The organism is Actinoalloteichus hymeniacidonis, assembly GCF_014203365.1.
Classification (GTDB): domain Bacteria; phylum Actinomycetota; class Actinomycetes; order Mycobacteriales; family Pseudonocardiaceae; genus Actinoalloteichus_A; species Actinoalloteichus_A hymeniacidonis.
Window position 1 is genome coordinate 384,664 of sequence record NZ_JACHIS010000001.1, and the last position, 21,424, is coordinate 406,087.

The 21,424-nt window shown below is 67.2% G+C and carries 22 protein-coding genes; 8 read left to right on the forward strand and 14 right to left on the reverse strand.

Features of this window, described 5'->3' with window-relative positions:
* Nucleotides 1–255: 255 nt before the first annotated feature.
* Nucleotides 256–522 carry a GlsB/YeaQ/YmgE family stress response membrane protein gene (locus tag BKA25_RS01810; protein ID WP_069852652.1) on the reverse strand — a complete coding sequence of 89 codons (267 nt, stop codon included), beginning with the start codon at nt 520–522 and terminating at the stop codon, nt 256–258.
* Between the two features lie 10 nt (nt 523–532).
* A complete protein-coding gene (gene moeA / locus BKA25_RS01815) occupies nt 533–1,801 on the reverse strand; it encodes a molybdopterin molybdotransferase MoeA (RefSeq protein ID WP_236750403.1) in 1,269 nt (422 codons plus the stop codon).
* A 96-nt stretch (nt 1,802–1,897) separates the two neighbouring features.
* Between moeA and BKA25_RS01820 the strand changes: the two genes are divergently transcribed.
* From BKA25_RS01820 to groL, 3 genes are all read left to right on the forward strand, one after another.
* The gene (locus BKA25_RS01820) at nt 1,898–2,533 is read left to right on the forward strand and encodes an AIM24 family protein (protein ID WP_069852650.1); all 636 of its coding nucleotides are present in this window, start codon (nt 1,898–1,900) and stop codon (nt 2,531–2,533) included.
* A gap of 108 nt (nt 2,534–2,641) precedes the next feature.
* Entirely contained in the window at nt 2,642–3,904 is a 1,263-nt protein-coding gene (locus BKA25_RS01825; RefSeq protein ID WP_084643449.1) for a serine/threonine-protein kinase, read from the forward strand.
* Nucleotides 3,905–4,208: 304 nt separating this feature from the next.
* Entirely contained in the window at nt 4,209–5,828 is a 1,620-nt protein-coding gene (gene groL, locus BKA25_RS01830; RefSeq protein ID WP_069852649.1) for a chaperonin GroEL, read from the forward strand.
* A gap of 167 nt (nt 5,829–5,995) precedes the next feature.
* On the opposite strand, the gene BKA25_RS01835 is transcribed toward groL, so the two are convergent.
* From BKA25_RS01835 to BKA25_RS01850, 4 genes are all read right to left on the reverse strand, one after another.
* Nucleotides 5,996–8,350: a CHAT domain-containing protein gene (locus BKA25_RS01835; RefSeq protein WP_236750402.1), complete on the reverse strand. Its 2,355-nt coding sequence runs from the start codon at nt 8,348–8,350 to the stop codon at nt 5,996–5,998.
* 422 nt (nt 8,351–8,772) lie between these two features.
* Entirely contained in the window at nt 8,773–9,282 is a 510-nt protein-coding gene (locus BKA25_RS01840) for a carboxypeptidase regulatory-like domain-containing protein (protein WP_236750401.1), read from the reverse strand.
* Nucleotides 9,279–9,881: an RNA polymerase sigma factor gene (locus tag BKA25_RS01845; protein ID WP_069852645.1), complete on the reverse strand. Its 603-nt coding sequence runs from the start codon at nt 9,879–9,881 to the stop codon at nt 9,279–9,281. Before BKA25_RS01845 ends, BKA25_RS01840 begins: the two co-directional genes overlap by 4 nt.
* Nucleotides 9,882–10,058: 177 nt before the next feature.
* Nucleotides 10,059–10,259: a hypothetical protein gene (locus tag BKA25_RS01850; protein WP_069852644.1), complete on the reverse strand. Its 201-nt coding sequence runs from the start codon at nt 10,257–10,259 to the stop codon at nt 10,059–10,061.
* A 692-nt stretch (nt 10,260–10,951) separates the two neighbouring features.
* Here BKA25_RS01850 and BKA25_RS01855 point away from each other — a divergent pair.
* The 3 genes from BKA25_RS01855 (at nt 10,952) to BKA25_RS28235 (ending at nt 12,777) form a co-directional block, all read left to right on the forward strand.
* Nucleotides 10,952–11,626, forward strand: a complete 675-nt coding sequence (locus BKA25_RS01855) for a copper homeostasis protein CutC (RefSeq protein WP_069852642.1) — start codon at nt 10,952–10,954, stop codon at nt 11,624–11,626.
* A gap of 162 nt (nt 11,627–11,788) precedes the next feature.
* On the forward strand, nt 11,789–12,358 hold the full coding sequence (locus BKA25_RS28705; RefSeq protein ID WP_069852641.1) for a family 20 glycosylhydrolase: 570 nt from the start codon (nt 11,789–11,791) through the stop codon (nt 12,356–12,358).
* On the forward strand, nt 12,358–12,777 hold the full coding sequence (locus BKA25_RS28235) for a family 20 glycosylhydrolase (protein ID WP_446323458.1): 420 nt from the start codon (nt 12,358–12,360) through the stop codon (nt 12,775–12,777). Before BKA25_RS28705 ends, BKA25_RS28235 begins: the two co-directional genes overlap by 1 nt.
* 34 nt (nt 12,778–12,811) lie before the next feature.
* Here the strand turns inward: BKA25_RS28235 and BKA25_RS01865 are convergent, their stop codons facing one another.
* Together BKA25_RS01865 and BKA25_RS01870 are read right to left on the reverse strand one after the other, a co-directional pair.
* Complete coding sequence (locus BKA25_RS01865) at nt 12,812–13,036, reverse strand: PspC domain-containing protein (protein ID WP_069852637.1); 225 nt, start codon at nt 13,034–13,036, stop codon at nt 12,812–12,814.
* Nucleotides 13,037–13,136: 100 nt separating this feature from the next.
* Complete coding sequence (locus BKA25_RS01870; protein WP_157421303.1) at nt 13,137–13,529, reverse strand: hypothetical protein; 393 nt, start codon at nt 13,527–13,529, stop codon at nt 13,137–13,139.
* A 127-nt stretch (nt 13,530–13,656) separates the two neighbouring features.
* On the opposite strand from BKA25_RS01870, the gene BKA25_RS01875 reads away from it, so the two are divergent.
* Nucleotides 13,657–14,853 (forward strand): CapA family protein, encoded by a 1,197-nt coding sequence (locus BKA25_RS01875; RefSeq protein WP_069852634.1) that lies wholly within the window; start codon nt 13,657–13,659, stop codon nt 14,851–14,853.
* Nucleotides 14,854–15,030: 177 nt separating this feature from the next.
* Nucleotides 15,031–15,438, forward strand: coding sequence for a YciI family protein (locus tag BKA25_RS01880; protein WP_069852633.1), 408 nt, complete (start codon nt 15,031–15,033; stop codon nt 15,436–15,438).
* A gap of 7 nt (nt 15,439–15,445) precedes the next feature.
* Here the strand turns inward: BKA25_RS01880 and BKA25_RS01885 are convergent, their stop codons facing one another.
* The 6 genes from BKA25_RS01885 to BKA25_RS01910 form a co-directional block, all read right to left on the reverse strand.
* Nucleotides 15,446–17,107 (reverse strand): DNA repair helicase XPB, encoded by a 1,662-nt coding sequence (locus BKA25_RS01885; RefSeq protein WP_069852631.1) that lies wholly within the window; start codon nt 17,105–17,107, stop codon nt 15,446–15,448.
* A gap of 19 nt (nt 17,108–17,126) precedes the next feature.
* A complete protein-coding gene (locus BKA25_RS01890) occupies nt 17,127–17,321 on the reverse strand; it encodes a hypothetical protein (protein ID WP_157421302.1) in 195 nt (64 codons plus the stop codon).
* A gap of 117 nt (nt 17,322–17,438) precedes the next feature.
* Nucleotides 17,439–18,260: an ABC transporter ATP-binding protein gene (locus tag BKA25_RS01895; protein WP_069852627.1), complete on the reverse strand. Its 822-nt coding sequence runs from the start codon at nt 18,258–18,260 to the stop codon at nt 17,439–17,441.
* A 1-nt stretch (nt 18,261) separates the two neighbouring features.
* Nucleotides 18,262–19,086, reverse strand: a complete 825-nt coding sequence (locus tag BKA25_RS01900) for an ABC transporter permease (RefSeq protein ID WP_069852626.1) — start codon at nt 19,084–19,086, stop codon at nt 18,262–18,264.
* A gap of 160 nt (nt 19,087–19,246) precedes the next feature.
* On the reverse strand, nt 19,247–20,014 hold the full coding sequence (locus BKA25_RS01905) for an ABC transporter permease (RefSeq protein ID WP_069852624.1): 768 nt from the start codon (nt 20,012–20,014) through the stop codon (nt 19,247–19,249).
* Nucleotides 20,014–21,054 carry an ABC transporter substrate-binding protein gene (locus BKA25_RS01910; RefSeq protein ID WP_069852622.1) on the reverse strand — a complete coding sequence of 347 codons (1,041 nt, stop codon included), beginning with the start codon at nt 21,052–21,054 and terminating at the stop codon, nt 20,014–20,016. Before BKA25_RS01910 ends, BKA25_RS01905 begins: the two co-directional genes overlap by 1 nt.
* Nucleotides 21,055–21,424 lie beyond the last annotated feature (370 nt).

Here is a 21,424-nt window from a genome sequence, read left to right on the forward strand (position 1 = left end):
ACGGCACACGGTCCCATTCTCGACTTCTGGCAGGCTTCTCGTCGCCGCGCCCGAACCCAGTCGACGAGTAGCGCCTCGCCTCGGCATCGATCACCCAGCCCAATGGTGATCGAGATAGGCCCAACCTTCGAAGGTGAAGGCCTCGGCGCGACTGCCTAGGACGATCATTCCACGTCCACCCCCGGCATTGCTAGAGATCAATGCCGAGGCGTGATGGAACCGGTACGGTCGGTGATACCAATGATGCGGTATCGATCAGTGTCGTCTGCCGGTGACCAGCCGTATCAGGGCCACCAGCACGATCGCGCCAAGGATGGCGATGCCGAGACTGGCGAAGTCGAATTCGAAGTTCACCTCTTGGCCCGTGATCAGTTGGTAACCGAGACCGCCCAACGCCGCACCGACCACGCCGGTTAACACACTGACCAGACAGCCTTGGGATCTGCGGTCCTTGCCGCCGACGACGACATTGGCCGCCCAACCCGCTATCGCGCCGAAGAAGATCCAGGAGAGCACGCCCATGGCGCCGACTCTACTGTCGCCCGGATCCGGGCACGGAACGGTTCTGCGGGTCGTCCAGCAGCCATACCGTCACCGCGCTGCCCGGATCGACCGAAATCGTGGATTCCGGGATCTCCAACAGGCAGTTCGACTCCGCCATCGCGGACAACAGATGCGATCCCTGTGCCCCGAGCACACGGACCACCCCGGTGTCGAAGTGGTACCGGCCTCGGCGGAATTGCCGCTTGCCCGCAGGCGAACGAAGGGCCTGCCCGTCCAGGGTCGCGGAGGTCGTCGGTCGGTGCACCTCGCGGAAACCGGAGGCAGCCAGCAGGGCCGGCCGGACGAAGACCTCGAAAGACACCAGCGCGCTGACGGGATTGCCCGGCAGGGTGATCACGGGAACGCCCCGGTAGGTGCCCGCGCCCTGCGGCATGCCCGGTTGCATCGCGACCTTGCGGAACTCCACGCCCTGCCCGGTCAACGCATCCTTGACCACCTCGTACGCCCCGGCGCTCACGCCGCCGGTGGTCAGCAGCAGGTCCACCTCCGCCAGATACGGGTCGACGGCGGCCCGGAACTCCTCGACGTCGTCGGGCACGATCCGCAGGCGCGTCGCGATCCCGCCCGCCTCGCGCACGGCGGCGGCCAACATCACGCCGTTGGACTCATAGATCCGGCCTGCTTCCAACGGGCGTCCCGGTTCGGTGAGCTCCGATCCGGTCGACAACACCAGCACCCGTGGCTTGCGGTGCACCGGCAGTTCGGCGATACCCAGCGCGGCGGCCACACCGATCCGCGCCGCGCTCAGCCGATCGCCCGCCCTGGCCACGAGCTCGCCGAGCTCGACATCGCTGCCTGCCCTGCGCAAGTGCTTGCCCGCCTCGATCGGCGCGTGGATCTCGACCCGGTCGACCCCGCCGTCGGTAGCCTCCACCGGGATCACGGCCTCGGTGCCTGCGGGCAGCAGTGCGCCGGTCATGATCCGATGCGCCTGGCCGCGTTGCAGGGCGGGTGCGTCACCGCGACCGGCCGGGATGTCCTCGACGACCGGCAGCGTCACCGGGGTGGCCTCGCCCGCGCCCGCGATGTCGGCGCAGTGCACGGCATAGCCGTCCATGGCGGAGTTGTCGAAGGGCGGCAACGGGATCGGCGCCGTCACATCGGCGGCCAATGCCGAACCGAGACAATCCTCGACGGGCAGTCGTTGTATCTCGGTGCGGCTCAACAGCGCCGCCACCTCGGCTTGATGTGCGGCCACGGGTACCAGCTCGACGGCGACTCTGGGTTGTCTCGACACACCGGTCATCCTGCCGCTGATGACATGCCACACTGCCTGCCGACCTGCCACTGGCGGGTCGCGGGGCCCAAACCGCGCGTTCACAGGAGGTAAACGGTGCAGGTCGTGACCCGCCACGCGCCGTCTTTCGGAGTGGCCAGGCTGGTTCTCGGGCCGGGCGAACAGGTCAGAAGCCGGGTCGGCGCGATGATGGCGACCAGCTACGGCGTCGCGGTTCGGCCCAAGGTGGGGAGCAAGGCCCCGAACAGACAACTGGGGGGTGCGCCGCCCGCAGCCGAGTACGCCGCTCCCAACATCGGCGGCTGGGTCGACGTCACCGCTGATCGGGCGGGCGAACTGCACATCGTGGAGCTTGCGGGGCCGCCCGGCTGGTGTATTCGACGCGAGGTGTGGCTGGCCGCCTCGGCCAATGTCGCGCTGGCGGGCCAATCGCCCCTGTTGCGGTCGGTTCTCGGTTCCGACGACGGATTCCTGTTGCACTCGGTGGGTGCGGGGACACTCGTGCTGGCCTGTTTCGGAATGCTGGACGTGGTGAATCTGAAGGTGGGCGAGGCGGTGACCTTGGACACCGGACACATCGTCGGTTTCCGAGAGGGCGCGCAGATTCGGGTGCGTGCGCTGAGCCAATCGGGGACGCAGTCGATGCGAACGGGGGAGGGGCTCGTCGCCGACTTCGCCGGACCGGCGCAGATTCTCACTCAGACCCGAAACGCGCGTACGGTGAGCCCCTGACGGTCGGCCACATCACCGGGTGTCTCTGCGAGGCTGCACGCGCGGGGACGGTGATCAGCTTCGGCAACTGTCCACGGATCACATTCACCGAGCGTTAGGCTGCTTTTCGTGTCGGAGGACCTCACCGGGCGTCGTTTGGGCCACTACAGAATCACCGGCGTGCTGGGCCGCGGTGGTATGAGCGTGATGTATCGGGCGACCGATGAGCGGCTGGGCCGCAAGGTCGCGTTGAAGGTGATTGCGGAACACCTTTCCGGCGATGGCGAGTTTCGCGAGCGTTTTGTCGACGAGGCACGCAATACCTCCGCGATCGACCACGCACACGTGGTTCCGCTGTATGACTTCGGCGAGGTCGACGGCCTGCTCTATATCGCGATGCGGCTCGTCGACGGCGCCGATCTCGCGGACAAGATCAAGGACGGCCCGCTGTCGCCCGCCCGCTGTCTCGACCTGCTCGGACAGGTGGCCGAGGCGCTGGACATGCTCAACGGTCGCGGCCTGGTGCACCTGGACATCAAGCCCGCCAACGTCCTGGTGACCAGCAGGGAATCCTCCGGGGAACACGTCTATCTCGGTGACTTCGGTCTGACCCGGCGTGGCGCGACCGGCCACCGCACCCAGGGCGGTGACTTCCTCGGCTCGCCGACCTACGCGGCGCCGGAACACCTGCGGGGCGAGCCGGTCGACCCGAGGACCGATGGCTATTCGCTCGCCTGCGTGCTCTTCGCCTGTCTGACCGGCAGGCCGCCCTATCGCGGGCAGGTCTCCGAGGTCATCGAGGGGCATCTGGCCAAGGAGGTCCCCGCGGTGACCTCGGTCGTCGCACTGCCGCCCGCCATCGACGACGTGCTGCGGCGGGGGATGAACAAGGACCCCAAGCAGCGCTACGCGAACTGCCGGGAGCTGATCGCCGCGGCCCGGACCGCGTTGGCCTCCGCGCCGAGGCCCAACCAACCGCCTGTGCCTGCCGGACCCGACACGGGAGCCCGGCCCGCCCTGACCCACGCCGGTCCCGTCGCCGGGCCGGGACAACAGCAGTGGGGGCCGCAGGGTTTCCCGTCGAATCCGCCGCCGGGACCGCAGTATCCGGGTGGCTCGTCCCATGCCGAGCCGATGCGGTTGCGGCCTCCGTCGCCCGCCCAGTCGGCGGCGAGCTTCACGGGGCAGCGTGGCGGTGGGAACCGATGGCTGCTGCCAATCCTGGTCGGCTCGGTGGTGTTGGCCATCGTGATCCTGATCATCGTGGCTATCAACGGTGCCAACAGTTCGAGCTCGGGACTGGCGGAGGTGACCGCGCAGGTCGTGGGCGCAGCCACCTCGACGGTCGAGCAAACCTCCGCGTCCGCTGTGGCCGGGCTCACCAGGGGCTGATCGTCTCGGGCTCTCGCCGATCGCTGCGGTGGCAGCGGCTGCGCCACGGGGCCGGGTGTGTCGTCGCGGGTGGGTGATCGACGATCATCTGCCTTGCACTCACTCGGCGGGAGTGCTAAAAACGGTTTTGGCACTCGGTGCTTCTGAGTGCCAAAGGTCGGGTCGGTGAGACCGATTCGCGGCAGCCCTGCCTGATGGGCTGTCGGGTCGGTCGTCCGTCGCGGGCGCCGCGCCTGGCCGTGCATGTCCTTGCTGTGGGGGTGAAAGCGTCCGCAGCGACCAATTGCCGGAGGACGACACAGCAATGGCCAAGTTGATCGCGTTCAACGAGGATGCGCGCCGCGGCCTTGAGCGCGGCATGAACACTCTCGCCGACGCCGTGCGGGTAACGCTCGGCCCCAAGGGCCGCAACGTCGTGTTGGAGAAGAAGTGGGGCGCCCCCACCATCACCAACGACGGCGTCTCCATCGCCAAGGAGATCGAGCTCGAGGACCCCTGGGAGAAGATCGGCGCCGAGCTGGTCAAGGAGGTCGCCAAGAAGACCGACGACGTCGCGGGTGACGGCACCACCACCGCCACCGTGCTCGCCCAGGCCCTGGTTCGCGAGGGTCTGCGTAACGTCGCGGCAGGCGCCAACCCGCTTGGTCTCAAGCGCGGCATCGAGAAGGCCGTCGACGCAGTCGCCGAGCAGCTTCTCAAGACCGCCAAGGAGGTCGAGACCAAGGAGCAGATCGCTGCCACGGCCGGCATCTCCGCAGGCGACGCCAGCATCGGTGAGCTGATCGCCGAGGCGCTGGACAAGGTCGGCAAGGAAGGCGTCATCACCGTCGAGGAGAGCAACGCCTTCGGGCTGGAGCTCGAGCTCACCGAGGGTATGCGCTTCGACAAGGGCTACATCTCGGGCTACTTCGTCACCGACACCGATCGGCAGGAGACGGTCCTCGACGACCCGTACGTCCTGCTGTACAGCTCCAAGGTCTCCACGGTGAAGGACCTGCTCCCGTTGCTGGAGAAGGTCATGCAGGCGGGCAAGCCGCTGCTGATCATCTCCGAGGACGTCGAGGGCGAGGCCCTGGCCACCCTGATCGTCAACAAGGTGCGCGGCACCTTCAAGTCGGTCGCCGTCAAGGCTCCCGGCTTCGGCGACCGCCGCAAGGCCATCCTGCAGGACATCGCGATCCTCACCGGCGGCCAGGTCATCAGCGAGGACGTGGGCCTCAAGCTGGAGAACGCCGACCTGTCGCTGCTCGGCCAGGCTCGTAAGGTCGTCGTCACCAAGGACGAGACGACCATCGTCGAGGGCGTTGGCGAGTCGGAGCAGATCGCGGGCCGCGTGAGCCAGATCCGCGCCGAGATCGAGCGCAGCGACTCCGACTACGACCGCGAGAAGCTCCAGGAGCGGCTGGCCAAGCTCGCAGGCGGCGTGGCCGTCATCAAGGTCGGTGCCGCCACCGAGGTCGAGCTCAAGGAGCGCAAGCACCGCATCGAGGACGCGGTGCGCAACGCCAAGGCCGCCGTCGAGGAGGGCATCGTCGCCGGTGGTGGCGTGGCTCTGCTCCAGGCTGCCGAGGCCGCCTTCGGCGGGCTGACCCTGGTGGGCGACGAGGCCACCGGTGCCAACATCGTCAAGGTCGCCGTCGAGGCCCCCCTCAAGCAGATCGCGGTCAACGCCGGTCTTGAGGGTGGCGTCGTGGTCGAGAAGGTCAAGGGCCTCACCGCAGGCGAGGGCCTTGACGCCGCGACCGGCGACTACAAGGACCTGGTCGCCGCAGGCATCACCGACCCGGTGAAGGTCACGCGTTCCGCGCTGCAGAACGCCGCGTCGATCGCAGCGCTCTTCCTCACCACCGAGGCCGTCGTCGCCGACAAGCCGGAGAAGGAGAAGGCCCCGGCCGCTCCCGACGCCGGTGGCATGGACTTCTGATCCATCGCTGACGCGCACGACTGCACGACACAGGGCGGCCCCGCATTCGCGGGGCCGCCTTCGTCATGTCCGAACCGATTTCAACCGCCGACACCGACCGGCGAGACAGCGCATGTCGTGCGGACCGGCCCGGCTGGGAACAGTGCCGAGTCGTGTGGAGTCCGCGATCAGTTCCCGGATCCCAGGCAGACGAACGGCCTGCGCAGCGGCTCAGGGGCGATGGCCTCGGCGAGCGCGGCGGCCGGTGGGCGTCCTTGGGCCAACAGCCGGTGGAATTCCGCCATCGTCTCAAAGGCCGCTTGATCACCCACCTTGCTGGTCGCGGCGATCACGGTACGGGACCCGCTCGCCAACAGGGCGCCCGCGAATCCCAGCGCCTCGTCGCCGGGCCGAATCCGGGTCAACGCCAGCTCGCAGGTGGCCAGGACGACGCGTTCGGGCGCCCGTCGCAGCCGTGCCGTCTCGTGGGCGAACAACGAGCCATCGGTGAGTTCCAGCCGGGAGAACATCGCATTCTCGGGTTCGTGTGCGCCGTGTGCGGCCACATGTGCCAAACCGGCGCCGTCGAGGGCGGTCAGCACCGAGGCGACGGTGGCCTGGCGTCCGGTCAACACCGTGGCGTCGGGGTGATGGGTCTGCAGCCCGGCCACCTCGCCCGCCGCTCCGAGCAGGTCCGGGCCGCTGATCAGCACCACCCGGCCGGGGTCGTCGCCACCCTGACCGGCCGCCGCGTTGGCTGCCCGATCGGTATCGGGTTGCTCGGTGCCCTCCGGTCGCTCGGCGGCCAACCAGGCCGTCGCCGATGGCGCGACCGTGAACGGTCGTCCATGGATCGAGGGCAACGCTCCCCACGCCACCGCATACAGCGCTCCGGTGGGGATGATCACCAGCTCGCGGTCCGCGAGCAGATGGGCCAACGGGCGCAAGAGCTTCTCGTCGAGACGCTCCGCCCGCCGGTTGGCCGAACCCGCGATCACCGCAACGAGCGGGGCGGGCAGGTGATCCGGTGCCAACGCGTCCAGATCGGCATGGAGTTCCCGCGCGGCGGCCATGATCTCCGGAATCGGTCCAAGCCGGACCAGTCGGGCGCGGCCTCCGACGATCACCACCGCGACGGCATGTCCGTCCGAGACCGCGAAGCTCACCATCGCGCGGTCCCCGAGACACCGTGCCACCTCGGCGAGGCCCGCGATCGGCGTCGGGCTGCCCCACAGACTGCTCTGCCAACCGAGCCGGGTGATCTCGCGCTGTAGTGCGGCGTGCCGGGAGGCGGTCTCCCCGGGATTGCGGCCCTCCAGGCGGGCCTGCTGTAGTTCCTTGCTGAGCAGCCGGTAGTCGGTGACCCGTTCGGCCAGCAGGGGATCGGCGATGGGCGGCTGTGGTTGATAGCGGTAGGACTGGGCACGGGTGCGTTCCAACCAGCTGAACAGCCTGCCCGCGTGGACGCGATCGCCATCGGAGGCCAGCACCAATCGGATCGCCAGCTCGCCCAGTGCCCTGCCGTGCACCGCGGTGCCACTGACCAGATCCAGCCCGCCCATTCGGTCCCGGATCCGCCCGAGTTCGGCCAGGCCGGCCCTGGCCTGGGCGAGGGCTCTGCGTCGGTCGCCCTGCGCCACGGCCAGCTCGGCGCGGCACAGCCGCAGCAGCATCCGGTGGTCGATGGGGGTGATCTGTCGAGGCCGGGGGATCCGAGCCAATTCGGATTCCGCCAGCTCGACGTCGTTGCGCCGCAGCGCGACCCGTACCGCCAGCGATCGGGCCGCCGCGGTTTCGTCGACGAGCTTCAACTCGGCAAGCCTGCCCGCCAGTTCAATGGCCCGGCGTTGCAGATTACGACCGATTCGACCGTTTTCCAAGGCCACGTAAACGTCGGCACGAAGTCGGGTTAATGCCGCTATTGCCGCCCAGCTCAGATTTCCTCGCCGAAGCAGTCGGCGCTCGGCCGACGCGGTCAGGTTGCGGGCCATGGCGGAGTCGCCCTGCACCAGCGCGGCGCTGGCGCGAAGAATCTCTGCCTCCGCCAGATAATGCGCGGTTCGATTGCGGCGTAGCTCCGGCAGTGATTCGTCGAGGTATTTGGCCGCTTCCTCGACGAGGCCGGCCGCCAACAGGGCCTCGCCCTGATCCATCTTTATCTTCGGCAGCAACTGCGGGATGAATTGCCGATACCGGGCGTGGGTGTCCTCGTAGTACTGGAGGGCGGTGGGTATCTCGTTGATCCGCAGCGCCAGCATGCCGAGGTTGTGCGTGGCCTTGGCGGCGAGCATGGGGATGTCGTCCTGCTCGCTCAAGATCATGCATCGGTACAGGTCACGACGTGCTGCGGCCGGTTTTCCCAAGGCGATGTAGGCCAGCGCGCGGTTGAGCAGGCAGCGTGGCAGCAGAACCCGGTGTTCGGCCTCCATGCTCGACGGCTGGTCGAGCAGCGCGATTGCCGAGGTGAATTTCTCGATGGCGGATTGGTGCTGTCCGAACAGGGCCAGAATAACGCCGTGTTGGGTACGCGCGATACCACTCAATCGGGTCTTGTGGTCTCCGGTAGCCGCGTCGATGAGCGGTTGTGCCTGATTGAGGATGTGAATCCCGTTGCGGATACCCTTTGCTTCCGACTCGCTGTAAGCCAGGCTGACCAGGAGTCTTACCCGAGAAATGATAAATTCTTCATGATGAGGATTGTCTGCGCCGTCGGATTCGGCTGAATCCAATGTTCGTAGCGCTTTGCGAAGATAGCGGTTGGCGACCGCGAATCGTGTTTCGGAGGTCGATTGGACCGCTGCTTGATGAAATTCCTTCGCTCGATGCAACGCGGTGATGTACTTGTCAGCATCATTCACCGTATGTGTGCTCCGACAGCAGGGGCAAGGCCAAGCGGACCATACCAGTCTGGATGATCCGCCGACGCACCCCTGGAGTGATCTACGTGCGTCTCGCCCCCCGAGACTTACAAGACGATGCTGGGTGTGGCGATGGTTCTACTCGGGCGACCTTCGTGCGCGGTCAGGTGAACGAGAATCTGAGTGGTCCCACGTGGCACGGTGTCCAGCGCGAACCTGCCGCCTTCGTCCGCCGAGATCGAACTCGATTCATAGCCCGCCACCCGCACCTCCACCAGGTGCGGCCCACCAGGAACGAGCCAGCCATCGAATCGATGGCCGTTGCCGCTGGGAGCCAGCGTCAGCATCAAGGTGAGATCGCCGACCGTGAAGGTCATCGTGCTGGGCTCTCCTCCACGTACCCCAGCAAGTTCCTTAGGGCGTTCCCAGCGCCCGACCTCCACATCGAGGTTCTCGAGTTCGATGGCGAACTGCGCCCGCTCGACGAGGTCCGACGGAACCGGATCGGCGGAATCCAACAGCAGGCCCAACTCGGCCAGCAGAACATCCCCCACATCGAACGAGTCGACATCCTCGCCGCCCGGGGGTTGCCCAGAGCCGTTCCCGGTCGGACTCATGGTGTGCCTCCTTCCACAGTGAGCAAGGACCGCAAATGTGTCAAACAGCGGCCTCGCGTCGGTCCGACACTTCCCCTAGGTATCTCCAACGCCTGTGCAACGCCCTGGTACTCGACGCGGCCCGCGAGCACCGTCAGGCTCAAGACCATCTGGCACCTCGCTGACAGCCGATGGAATGCGTCCCACAACTGTCGGTCTCGGTCACGGCGAAGCACCTCCGGCTCGGGTAGATGTCGGGTTGTCGCGACCTCCTCCAGCATCTCGGCGGGCAACGACGACTGCCGGTCGCCGCGTACCGCTCGAATGGCCTCGCGTCGCGTGGTGGTGATCAGCCACGCGACGAGAGCCCGGGGCTCATCCATGGAATGCAGGTTGCGAAGCAGTAGCAACCACACGGTCTGGGTGACATCCTCGGCTGCGACCTTGGCGAGGCCCTGTGACCTCGCGATTCGCCACACCACCGGAGTCAGATCGGCGACCAGGGCGTTGAGCGCATCGCGATCGCCCGCCCTTGCTGCGATCAGACATGCCCCGTGTCGTTCATGGCCATCGAGTTCCTGCCACGTCAGCTCCGACTGGCCGGTCCGCGCGTGGTTCACGCTGCTTCCCCTTTCCGACCCCCCAGCTCGCCATCGTCTCAAGTAGGACGTCGCAAGGTCGGTTTCGGACCACAATGGACCGAAACCGACCTCTGGTAGATAAGAGCGACAACATGTCGACCAGATACATCTATCGCTCGAACGGCCTAGTGGCGCCGCTCACATGAGCGTATGAGATCAGTTGAGCTTCGACGGATCACTCATCGGGTCGTTGATGCCGCCCCGGGGACGGGTCTGTCCGGGATCGCGCTCGCCGAGAGTGGGCGGCTCTTCGGCGACGGTCTCCCGCTGTGCTGCCGACGTCTCGGCATCGGACGGCGAGAACTCGGCCTCGAACTCGTCGATGTCTACCTTGGCTTGCTTCTCCGAGCTGGTCATGAGATCCCCTCGTAGTCAGTCGACCGTGCGACGCAATCGATCTTGTGTCGGTTGCCCCCCAGGGCCGCCGTGTTCGATAACCAATGAGGTTTCGTGCAGGAGAGACAACGTGTGCCCCCATGCACACGAGTGATGTTGAGCGAGATGAGCTGTGGCAGCCGACAGGTGGGATCTCCCCCGTGCACCCCACCCGTCGGCGGCCCTTCCCCCCGCCCCTTCACACCCCCAGGCCGTGCCGCGAAGGGACCACACCGCAGACTGCGACAGCCGAACAACAACCGCGCTCCCCCGAACGCGGACCTGCTGCTCCCCCTGCCGCCGCAGTCTGCGGCTTTCCCCCCACCGGCCGTGTGAACGACCTGTGAGACAGGAGTACGGATGTGGCAGCCAGATACATCTGATTCAAAACTTTTTTGAACTCTTTCTGTGCTCGGCTGGTTTTCGCTGGTCGGGCGGCCGCAGATCGTTTCGCGGGATCGTGGGATCGGCGCACGATCGCAGGCTCGGCCGAGCGCGTGCCGCCTTCCCGAGGCGAGTTCGTCACGATCGGGGCGCGGCGCGCGGTCGACTCTCGGCGTAGGTCCGTAGGCACGCGCGGAACCCGACTCGTTTGGTCCTCGATAGGTCTAGACCACCGCGCTAGAGTGGGCGCGCGGGAATCCCGGGCGTGACGAGTGAGGGGAGACGGCCGAGTGGCCGACGGACTATTGGAGGTCATCGCGCTCGACGCGGCCGATGCGGTTGCGGCGCAGGCGGGAGGCGCGGACCGACTCGAGCTCGTTTCGGAGATGGCGGCGGACGGACTCAGCCCGACCATCGACACGGTGCGCAGCGTGCTGGCCGCCACCGATCTCCCCGTCCGCGTCATGCTCCGCGATGCGCCGGGATTCCGGGCGCATGACCTCGACGGCCTGCGGCGTGCCGCCGTCGAGCTCCGCGCTGCGGGCGCGACGGAGTTCGTACTCGGTTTCCTCACCTCCGACGGCGAGGTGGACGACCCGGCCTGCCTGGCGTTGTTGGCCGAATTGGACGGTTGCGCCTGGACCTTCCACCGCGCCGTGGACCACGCGGCCGACCGGCGAACCGCCTTCGAGCGGGCGCGGCGGCTGGGCTGCGACACGGTACTCACCGCTGGCGGCCCGGATGGGGTGAGCCGAGATCTGACCGCACTGATCGAGCTCGCCGATGCCCTCGGGCCCGCCGACACGATGTTGTTGGCCGGCGGGGGACTACGAGCCGAGCACGTCGATGGACTGCGGCAACACGGCATCCGACGCTTCCACGTCGGCGGTGGGGTTCGGCGCGACTGGCAGTCCCCGGTGACGATCGACCGGGTTCGTCGCTGGGTGGAGCTCGTGCATCGATGACTCGCCGTCCTGCCTGCCACGACCGAGGATTCCACGCCGCGCCTGCCGAGCAACACGGATAGCGCCGATCCCATCGGTGTGCGCTGCGGATTCGCCGCTCCATCCCGAGACCCGAAGCCCATCGCGTCGCCCAGTGCGCCGACCTCGTCCCGGAGTTGCCCGATGATCGACGGTCCCTACGCAGACCTGACCGAGTCCGACGGCAGACCGCACGGTGGTTTCTATACCCAGCAGGATCTGCGTGAGATCGTCGCGTATGCCTCGGCCCGTCACGTCACGGTGGTACCCGAGGTCGATGTGCCCGGTCACGTCCAGGCCGCGGTCGCCGCCTATCCCGAGCTGGGCGAGCTCTCCGAGCCGGTCGAGATGTGGACCAGGTGTGGGGTCAACCCGGCGGTGCTGCGGATGTCCGAGTACAGCGTGGAGTTCTTCCGCAACGTCTTCGACGAGCTGCTGGAGATCTTCCCCTCGGAACTGATCTGTGTGGGCGGCGACGAGGTCCCATCGAGCAGGCCCATGAACTCCTCGAGCGGCTCGGACTCTCCGGCGTGGCCGATCTGCCGGGTTGGTTCCTCCGGGAGATCACCGCGCATCTGCGCGCGCGGGGCCGCCGGGTGCTGGGCTGGGATGAGATCGTCGATGCGGGTGCGCTCGGCGATGGCGTCGTCGTCGCGTCCTGGCGCGGGGAGTAGGCGGGCCGACTGGCCGCCGAGGCGGGTCACGAGGTGGTGATGTGTCCGGAGACCCGGCTGTACCTCGATCATCGGCAGTCCGCCGACGAACGGGAGCCGCTTCCGGTCGGCTGGGTGCACACACTGGAGGACGTCTACCGCTACGAACCGGTGCCCGCAGGCACCTCGCCCGCCGCTGCAGGCCGGATCAGGGGCGCGCAGGCCCACCTGTGGTCGGAGTATCTGGACTGCCCTCGGCGGGTCGACTATGCCGCTTTCCCGAGGTTGGCCGCTTTGGCCGAGGTGGTGTGGAGTCCGGCCGAACGGGAGGTTTTGGAGTTCATCGACCGGCTGGCCCGAGCGCACCTGCCTCGGTTGGCGGCCCTGGGAGTGGAGTACCGGCCGTTGTCCGGGCCGCTGCCATGGCAGCAGCGTCCCGGGGTGGCCGGTCTACCGCGCGAGCGCCCGGCCGACGGCTGATCTGGAGCGACCGACACCGACCCGGGTGCGGCCATCAGTTCTCTTCCGGAATGAGCAGCCAGCAGGCCGCGTAGAGCAGCGCGCCGGTGCCGAGGCCGATGATGGCGACGGCGACGAAGCCGATGCGGACCAGCGCGGGGTCGACTCCGAGAGCGGGACCGATGCCGCCGCTCACTCCGGCGAGCATCCGGTCCTGCCTGCTGCGGCGAACCCGGCGGAAGCGGGGCGGGAGCTTGTCGATGAGCTTGTTCTCCGTCATGCCATCAGCATCGCTCGATGGCGGGCCCGGGCCATCGGGCGAGAGCCGGAGATCGACCCAGAGGGGACAGTCCCGACCCTTGCGGGTATCTCCGGGGTTATCAGGTCCGGGTCGCTTCGAGATAGCGCATCCCGTTGCGCAGGTGGTCGACCAACTCGGCCAGCTCCCTGCCGTCGAAGACCACGGTGATCGGGCTGTCCTCGACGGTGAGGGAGAGCGCCATCTTCCGCTTGTAGATCTCCACCTGAAGCGAGATCGGCCCGTGTTCCTCGTGTCTACAGGGGACGGCGAGCGCCGTATCGGTCTCCAGCGCCTCGATGAGGGCGAACACGCCTCGCCAGTCGAGTGTGACGGCGAACCGTGCCGTGGAGGCCAAGCGCAGATAGAGCCAGGTGCGATTCTCGCTCAGCTCGACCTGGTTCGTGCAGGGTCCGTACACGGTGTCTCTTCCCCGAACGCGTCGGTAGAAGAGGAAGCTGCGGACAGGCGCCATAGGTCGCTCACCTCACTGGTGACTCAGTGTTAGCGGCGGCATCGATCATGATAAACGATTAGTCGATATGGGCGATAGCCCGAATGCTCCTTCTGTTCAGATCGAGTGAACGCGCTACGTTCAGTGCATGATTGGCGGTTTTAAGGCCCGAGATCAACACGTTCGTGGTTCCACGGTGGTGGCCGTGGTAGGCCTGACCGCGGCACTGACCGCAGGCTGTGTGGGCAGCCCGGTGGTGGCCACCCCGCCGGAGGACGACCAACCGCAGTCCAGCGCCTCCGGCGAGACCACCTCGGACGAGCCCGCCGAGGAGACCGGCACGTTCTCGCTGGTCGCGACCGGTGACGTGCTGATCCACCCGGCACTGACCGAGCAGGCCGAGCTGGACGCGGCCGAGACGGGCGGCGAACGGGACTTCGCGCCGTTGTTCGCCGGGCTCGGCCCGCTGCTCGATGACGCGGACGTGGGGCTCTGCCACCTCGAGGTGCCGCTGGCCGCGCCGGAGGGCCCCTTCCTCGGCTGGCCGCTGTTCAGCGCCCCGCCCGAGGTGGCCGACGGCTTGGCCGCTGCGGGCTACGACGTCTGCACCACCGCCTCAAACCACACCGTCGACCAGGGCGAGGAAGGTGTCCTGCGGACCCTGGACCGCCTGGAGGAGGTGGGGATCGATCAGACCGGCGCGGCACGCACCGAGGAGGAGGCGAACACCCCGCTGGTCCGCGAGGTCAACGGGGTGCAGGTCGGACACATCTCACACACCTTCGCCTTCAACAGCGGCACCGCGCTGCCGCCGGACAAGCCGTGGATGTCCAACACCCTGGAGGCCGAGGAGATCCTGGCGGGCGCCCGGGCCACCGAGGAGGCTGGCGCGGACGTGGTCGTCGCCAGCCTGCACTGGGGCGAGGAATACCGGCACGAGCCGACCGACTCCCAGATCCAACTGGCCGAAGAGCTGGCGGCCGACCCGGCGATCGACCTGATCATCGGCCACCACGCACACGTCGTGCAGCCCTTCGAGAAGGTCGGCGACACCTGGGTCGCGTACGGCCTCGGCAACAGCGTCGCCCGGCACGCGGAACCCCGAGGCACCACCGAGCAGGGCGTGGCGGCCCACTTCACCTTCGAACGAACCTCGGCCGGTGACTGGTCGGTGTCGGAAGCCGCTTATGTCCCGACCCTGGTGGATCTCGGTCCGCCCGTTCGACTGATCGATCTGACCACAGCGGAAGCCGATCCCGACTACGAGACGGCCGAGGGCGCCATCGACGAGGTGGTGCTGAGTCGAGGCGCCGCCGAGGACGGACTGGTCAAATTCGAGGGCTGAGAGGCCCGAGGAACTCTCGGCCGGTACACCGCCGGGCAGACCCGACACCGGGTGGACGGCGGGACACGCCGGGGTGGACGGCGGGACACGCCGGGTGGATCGGCGGCGTAGTCGGCGCGATCGGCGCCCATACTCGTGGCACGTCCGCCAGCTCGTCGGTTGCCGGGAGAGGGAGCCATGAGATACCTGATCCAGACCTACGCCTCGCAACAGGACTACGAGGCGATGGCGGGCATCGAGACCGCCCAACCCGCCTGGACCCCGGCGCAGCTCACCGCGATGACCGAGTTCATGACCCAGCTCAATGCGGACCTGGTCGCCTCGGGTGAACTGATCGAGGCCAGAGGCCTGGCCGCGCCGAGCGAGACCAGGCAGGTCCGGGGCCAAGGCAACGCGCCGGTGGTGACGGTCTCGCCCTACCCTGCGGACCAGCCGGTGCTCGCGGGCTACTGGGTGGTGGAGTGCGACAGCATCGACCGGGCGGTGGAGATCGCCGCTTGGCTGGGCGACTGCCCGTTGCCCGAGCAGGCGGTCCCGCATGCCTTCGCCGATGTGCGACCGATCTCGGACGCCCCGCCCGAGTAGCCGACTCTCACGCGATCTCGGGCAGGGAAGGCCCGAGGAGGTCGTCGGCGTCGACGATCCGATAGGCATAGCCCTGTTCGGCCAGGAACCGCTGTCGATGGGCGGCGTAGTCGGTGTCCAGGGTGTCCCGGGAGATCACCGAGTAGAAGTGCGCCTGCCTGCCGTCCTCCTTGGGGCGCATCACCCTGCCGAGCCGCTGCGCCTCCTCCTGCCGGGAACCGAAGGTGCCGGAGACCTGGATCGCGACGGACGCCTCGGGCAGGTCGATCGAGAAGTTCGCGACCTTGGACACCACGAGCGTGCGCAACTCGCCCTTGCGGAAGGCGTCGAACAGCGCCTCCCGTTCCTTGTTCTTGGTCGAACCCTGGATCACCGGCGCGTTCAACGCCTCGCCCAGCTCATCGAGTTGGTCGAGGTAGGCGCCGATGACCAACGACGGCTCGTCGGGGTGCCGGTCCAGGATCGCCCGGACCACCGGCACCTTCGTCGCCGCCGTCGCGCACACCCGATATCGCTCCTCGGGTTCCGCGGTCGCGTACGTCAGCCGTTCCGACTCGGTCAGGGTGACGCGGACCTCGGTGCAGTCGGCGGGGGCGATCCAGCCCTGGGCCTCGATGTCCTTCCAGGGTGCGTCGTAGCGCTTCGGGCCGATCAGGGAGAACACGTCGCCCTCCCGGCCGTCCTCGCGGACCAGCGTGGCGGTCAACCCGAGCCTGCGTCGTGACTGGAGGTCGGCGGTCATCCGGAACACCGGGGCAGGCAGCAGGTGCACCTCGTCGTACAGGACCAGGCCCCAGTCGCGGGAATCGAACAGCTCCAGGTTCCGATATTCGCCCTTGGATTTGCGGGTGATGACCTGGTAGGTGGCGATGGTGACCGGACGGATCTCCTTGCGTTCGCCGGAGTACTCGCCGATCTCGTCCTCGGTCAGCGAGGTACGCGCGATCAACTCGCGTTTCCACTGTCGGCCCGCGACCGTGTTCGTCACCAGGATCAAGGTGGTGGCCTGTGCCTCGGCCATCGCAGCGGCGCCGACCAGCGTCTTACCCGCGCCGCAGGGCAGCACCACGACCCCGGAGCCGCCCGCCCAGAAGGCGTCGACGGCCTGTCGTTGGTAGTCGCGCAGTTGCCAGCCGTCCTGGTCGAGGGTGATGGGATGCGCCTCGCCGTCGACATAGCCCGCGAAGTCCTCGGCGGGCCAGCCGATCTTGAGCAGCGCCTGCTTGAGCCTGCCGCGCTCGCTCGGGTGGACCGAGGTGACGTCCTCGTCGAGCCGCGCGCCGAGCATGGGGGCGATCTTCTTGTTCCGCAGTACCTCGGCGAGCACCGCGCGGTCCAGGGACTCCAGCACCAGGCCGTGCACCGGACTGTTGACCAGCCGGAGCCTGCCGAAGCGGCCCATGGTGTCGACCACGTCGACCAACAGCGGCTGCGGTACGGGGTAGCGGGAGAACCGAACGAGGACGTCGACGACCTGCTCGGCATCGTGCCCGGCCGCCCGCGCATTCCACAGGGCCAGCGGCGTGATCCGATAGGTGTGGACGTGTTCGGGCGCCCGCTCCAACTCGGCGAACGGCGCGATGGCGACCCGTGCCTCGTTCGAACTCGGATGGTCGATCTCGAGCAGCAGCGTCTTGTCGGACTGGACGATCAGTGGGCCCTCGGTCATTCGGGTGCGTGCTCCTCTCTCACCACCGGCAGCGCGTCCACCAGTGTTCCAGGTTCGCGGCGGTGGTCTCGGCGAGTCCGGCCCGCCTGCGTGGATGTCGCGGCCCAACGGTGAGCGATGAGAGGTCGATGAGGAACCAGGGCGAACGTGGTGTCTCGCCTGCCGAGGTCGGCCGGATCGCGGGGTCGCGTGCCTCCGGCGAGCCGTCGGGCACGGAGCCGACCAGACGCACTCGGCGGCCCGTGACTCGCGAGCGCGAGGCGGGCCGCCGAGTGACGTCGGTGATCCGGATCGGCGGGTCATGCTGCCGCCGAAGGGATGGAATCGCTGGTCAGGCGCTTGCGGCGACGACCTCGTCGGTCGACGTCGAGCTGTCCTCGGTCTCGGTCTCCGGCCGACGCAACAGCCGGGCGACCTCACCGCGAAGCTCGATGAAACGCGGATCCTCCTTGGTGGTGATCTGGTCGCGCTCATCCGGCAGGTCGATCCGCAGGTCGGCGACCACCGACGCGGGCGCCGTGGACAACACCAGGACCCGGTGCGCCAGGTAGACGCTCTCGTCGATGTCGTGCGTGACGAGCAACACCGTGGTGCCCTGTTCCCGCTGAACCTTCAGCAGCAGATCCTCGAGCTCGGACCTGGTCTGCGCGTCCACCGAGGCGAACGGCTCGTCCATCAACAACAGCGCGGGCCGACAGGCCAGCGCCCTCGCGATGGAGACCCGCTGTTGCATACCGCCGGAGAGCTGCCGGGGATACTTCTGCGCGGCCCCCGTTAGCCCGACGGCTTCCAATGCCTGCGCGGCGCGTTCCTTGCGTTCCGCAGGGGGGAGACCCCGGCTACGCAGCGGGAACTCCACGTTCTTCGCGACGCTCAGCCAGGGGAACAGCGAACGGCTGTAGTCCTGGAACACGACCGCGAGGTCCTCGGGAACCTCGGTGACGGCGGAGTCCTGTAGGGCCACCGTCCCTCGGCTCGGCCGGTGGAGCCCGCACACGGACCGCAACAGCGTCGACTTGCCGCATCCGGAGGGGCCCACGATGCAGACCAGTTCCCCGCTGTTCACCGTGAACGAGAGGTCGTCGATGGCGGTATAGCCGTTCGACCCTCCGTAGGTGTGACCGAGCTCGGTCACCTGCAACATCGTCGTCATGTCACCCTCCTGTCTTGGCCAGGCTGATGCCTGCGTCCTGCGCCTGCTGCCAGCCGAGTACGCGGCGTTCAACCGCGAGGAGAACCGTGTTGAAGACGTAGCCCAGCACTCCGAGTAGCACGATCCATGCCCAGGTCTCGTCGAAACGGAACAGTCGTTGCGCGGAGATGAGTTGGTAGCCGATGCCGTTGACCGAACCGACCAGCTCCGAGATGACCATCAGCACCAGCGACAACGACAGTGCTACCCGCAGGCCTGCGAAGATCTTGGGGCCCGCCGAGGGCAGCACCACCATGGTCATCCACTGCCAATAGGGAATCCGGAACGAGCGCGCAGTCTCGACCTTGGTCTGGTCGACGGCCTGTGCGCCGTCCACGGCGTTGAGCAGCACCGGCCAGATGACCCCGAAGATGATCGTCGCCATCTGCATCGGGGTTCCGATGCCGAAGAGCACCAGGAAGACCGGCACCAGCGCGGGCGACGGGATCGCCCTGGCGAAGGCGAACAGCGGTCCGACGTAGTCCATCGCGGTCTTGGACCGGCCGAGCGCGAGCCCGGCCGCGATACCGACCGCGCTGGCGATCAACCAGGCACTCAGCAGACGGATCATGCTCGGCACGATGTCCTCGAACACCGTGTTGCTGAGGAACAGCTGCTGGGCGGGCCCGGAGAACCACAGTTCGAAGCCGGTGGCGGCGATCTCGCTCGGTACTGGGAAGAAGACGTCGTCGCTGAGGGTGGCGGCGATCTCCCACACCACGATGAGGCCGACGAACACGATCCAACGTTGGGCGAAGCCTCGCAGTGCGAGTCCGGACTTGTTCATCGGCACACCTCCGCCGGGTTCGACTCGGAGAATGGGCGTGCCACCCGATGGCGGAACGATCTCGTCGAAAGACGCCGACTTAGTTCGTTGCATTTCCGGTTGGGCTGCGCGATAGCGGCACCGATGGTGAATTCACCATGAATTCGTGGTCGAACATTGTTCATCGGGCGGCCTCGACAGTGCTGCCCCAACCGAGCCAACGACGTTGTGCCCGCTCCAGCAGTTCGTTGGCGAGGAAGCCCACCACACCTGCGACGACGGTGCCTGCCAGTACGGCGTCCATCTGTCCGCCACTGGTACTCGCGTTGAGGATGAAGACACCGAGGCCGACTCGGCCGCCCGCGAGGAGTTCGGTGCTGATCACCAGGATCAAGCCGATGGACGCCGCCACCCGCACGCCGGTGGCGATGAACGGTGCCGCGTTGGGCAGCACCACGGTCAGCAGGGTGCGCACTCGGCTCAACCGGAAGGAACGAGCCGTGTCGATCAGCATGCGATCGGTCTCGTCCAGCGCGTAGATCGTGTTGAACATGATGGGCCAGATCGCCGCATAGACGGCGAGTGAGATCTTGGCCTCCGGGCCACTGCCCAACATGACGATCACGACCGGGATCAGCGCCACCGAGGGGATCGGCCGAAGGAATTCGATGACCGAGCGGGTGGCGACCCGTAACGGTGCGAAGCTGCCGAGCAGCAGTCCGGCTGGGACGGCGATCGCGATAGCGATGCCCATGGCGATCAACCAGGCCAGGACGGTTGCCACGATGTCGAGAAGGAACTCTTGATCGACGAGCAGACCGCCGAGCGTGGTCAGGACCACCGAGGGCGGGGGCAAATAGAAGGAGGGGACCATGCCGGACCGGCCGACGATCTCGCAGACAACGAGAAAGCCGGCCAGTCCGATCAGCCCGCGAAGGACAGAACGCATCAGTTACGCGACTGCGAGAGGATCATCGACTCAGCCTCGATCGGCTCCTCGATCAAGCCGTACTCGAGCATCAGGTTCGGAATGCGCTGCAGTCGAGACGCCTCGAGCGTGGTCGGCCAACCACCCAGGTTCAACAGCGAGGCCGTCTCCGGCTCGATGCTGGCGTACTCCTGCACCATCGCCTCGACCCGTTCCCGGTCGGAGCTGGCGATCTCCTGGCCACGGGCGAAGGCCCGCTGGAATGCCGAGACCGTGTTCGGGTTCTCGGTGGCCCACTCCTCCATCGCGGCGAAGCCTGCGATCGGGATCTCCTCGGTGGGGCCGGAGGCGGCGTCGAATACCGGCACCGCGCCGATCTCGAGCTCGGAGTTGGTGATGAACGGCTCGGCCATCAGCGCGGCGTCCACCTGCCCATCGGCGAGGGCCGCCGACATCTCCGGATATCCCATCTCAGTGAAGCTGACGTCATCCGGGTTGAGGTCGTTGGCCGCCAGCACGGACTTGATCGTCACCTCGGCAAGGCTGCCCTGAGAAGTGACACCGATTGTCTTGCCGATCAGATCCTCCGCCTCGGTGAGTCCGGAGTCTGGAGTCGTCATGACCATCCAGGTGTTGGGCAGCGCGTAGTAGCTGTCCGCGACGAGCTTGATGTTGCCGAGTTCGGCCTGTGCCGCGAAGATCGATACCCAGTTACCGAAGACCATGTCGTAGTCGCCCGTGGCCAAGGCGGGCATTGCCATAGCGGCGCCCTGAATCGAGGTCAGTTCGATCTCGACGCCCTCTTCTTCGAAGAACCCATCTTCGATGGCAATGTGCACCGAGGCGACATCGACGACCGGGAGTAGTCCCAGTCGGATGACCTCCTGTTCGACGGAACCGTTTCCACCGCCGCCGCTGCTCTCATCTTGGCCTGCCGATCCGTCGAGCAGTCCGCAAGCGCTAGTGGCGAGCAGCGTTGCCGTTGCCATGACGGCAGTGGCGACTCTGGTGGGTCTGGCGAGATTCGTGGCCGGCGCACCGGAGCCCACTCGTGGGGCCATGCCCCCTCCTTAAGGAAGCCAACTCTATTGCTGAGTGGGGTCACCCTAAACGGCGGGAACAGCCTTAACAAGCTGTGTGTGACCGGTCCCGAGTTACGATCTAGTACCGCTGAATGGGTGCAATTCCTTAACGGGCGGGGGACGCAATGGGTCGCGTTGTGTGAGTATAGTTTCGGCTGGCCGCCTGATGGGGTGGTCCTGTTCGACCTTCCCGGCGGGCATGATCACGGCAGTCTGCTGAGCTGACCAGGGAGCGTGATGGCGAGTCCGGTGGTGACGGCCAGGGCGAGGGCGGAGTCGATGACACCGCTGTTCCAGGCCTTCGCTGTGATCGAATCGGGTCCGGCGAGATCGACCTATGGTCGACCCG

Coding starts and splice junctions, on each gene's coding strand:
- BKA25_RS01850 (WP_069852644.1), bottom strand. CDS start 10,259: ATGACCAGCTCGGAGAAGCAAGCCAAGGTAGACATCGACGAGTTCGAG.
- BKA25_RS01895 (WP_069852627.1), bottom strand. CDS start 18,260: ATGACGACGATGTTGCAGGTGACCGAGCTCGGTCACACCTACGGAGGG.
- BKA25_RS01870 (WP_157421303.1), bottom strand. CDS start 13,529: ATGGCGCCTGTCCGCAGCTTCCTCTTCTACCGACGCGTTCGGGGAAGA.
- BKA25_RS28235 (WP_446323458.1), top strand. CDS start 12,358: ATGTGTCCGGAGACCCGGCTGTACCTCGATCATCGGCAGTCCGCCGAC.
- groL (WP_069852649.1), top strand. CDS start 4,209: ATGGCCAAGTTGATCGCGTTCAACGAGGATGCGCGCCGCGGCCTTGAG.
- BKA25_RS01840 (WP_236750401.1), bottom strand. CDS start 9,282: ATGAGTCCGACCGGGAACGGCTCTGGGCAACCCCCGGGCGGCGAGGAT.
- BKA25_RS01875 (WP_069852634.1), top strand. CDS start 13,657: ATGATTGGCGGTTTTAAGGCCCGAGATCAACACGTTCGTGGTTCCACG.
- BKA25_RS01865 (WP_069852637.1), bottom strand. CDS start 13,036: ATGACGGAGAACAAGCTCATCGACAAGCTCCCGCCCCGCTTCCGCCGG.
- BKA25_RS01880 (WP_069852633.1), top strand. CDS start 15,031: ATGAGATACCTGATCCAGACCTACGCCTCGCAACAGGACTACGAGGCG.
- BKA25_RS01905 (WP_069852624.1), bottom strand. CDS start 20,014: ATGCGTTCTGTCCTTCGCGGGCTGATCGGACTGGCCGGCTTTCTCGTT.
- BKA25_RS28705 (WP_069852641.1), top strand. CDS start 11,789: ATGATCGACGGTCCCTACGCAGACCTGACCGAGTCCGACGGCAGACCG.
- BKA25_RS01810 (WP_069852652.1), bottom strand. CDS start 522: ATGGGCGTGCTCTCCTGGATCTTCTTCGGCGCGATAGCGGGTTGGGCG.
- BKA25_RS01900 (WP_069852626.1), bottom strand. CDS start 19,086: ATGAACAAGTCCGGACTCGCACTGCGAGGCTTCGCCCAACGTTGGATC.
- BKA25_RS01910 (WP_069852622.1), bottom strand. CDS start 21,054: ATGGCCCCACGAGTGGGCTCCGGTGCGCCGGCCACGAATCTCGCCAGA.
- BKA25_RS01885 (WP_069852631.1), bottom strand. CDS start 17,107: ATGACCGAGGGCCCACTGATCGTCCAGTCCGACAAGACGCTGCTGCTC.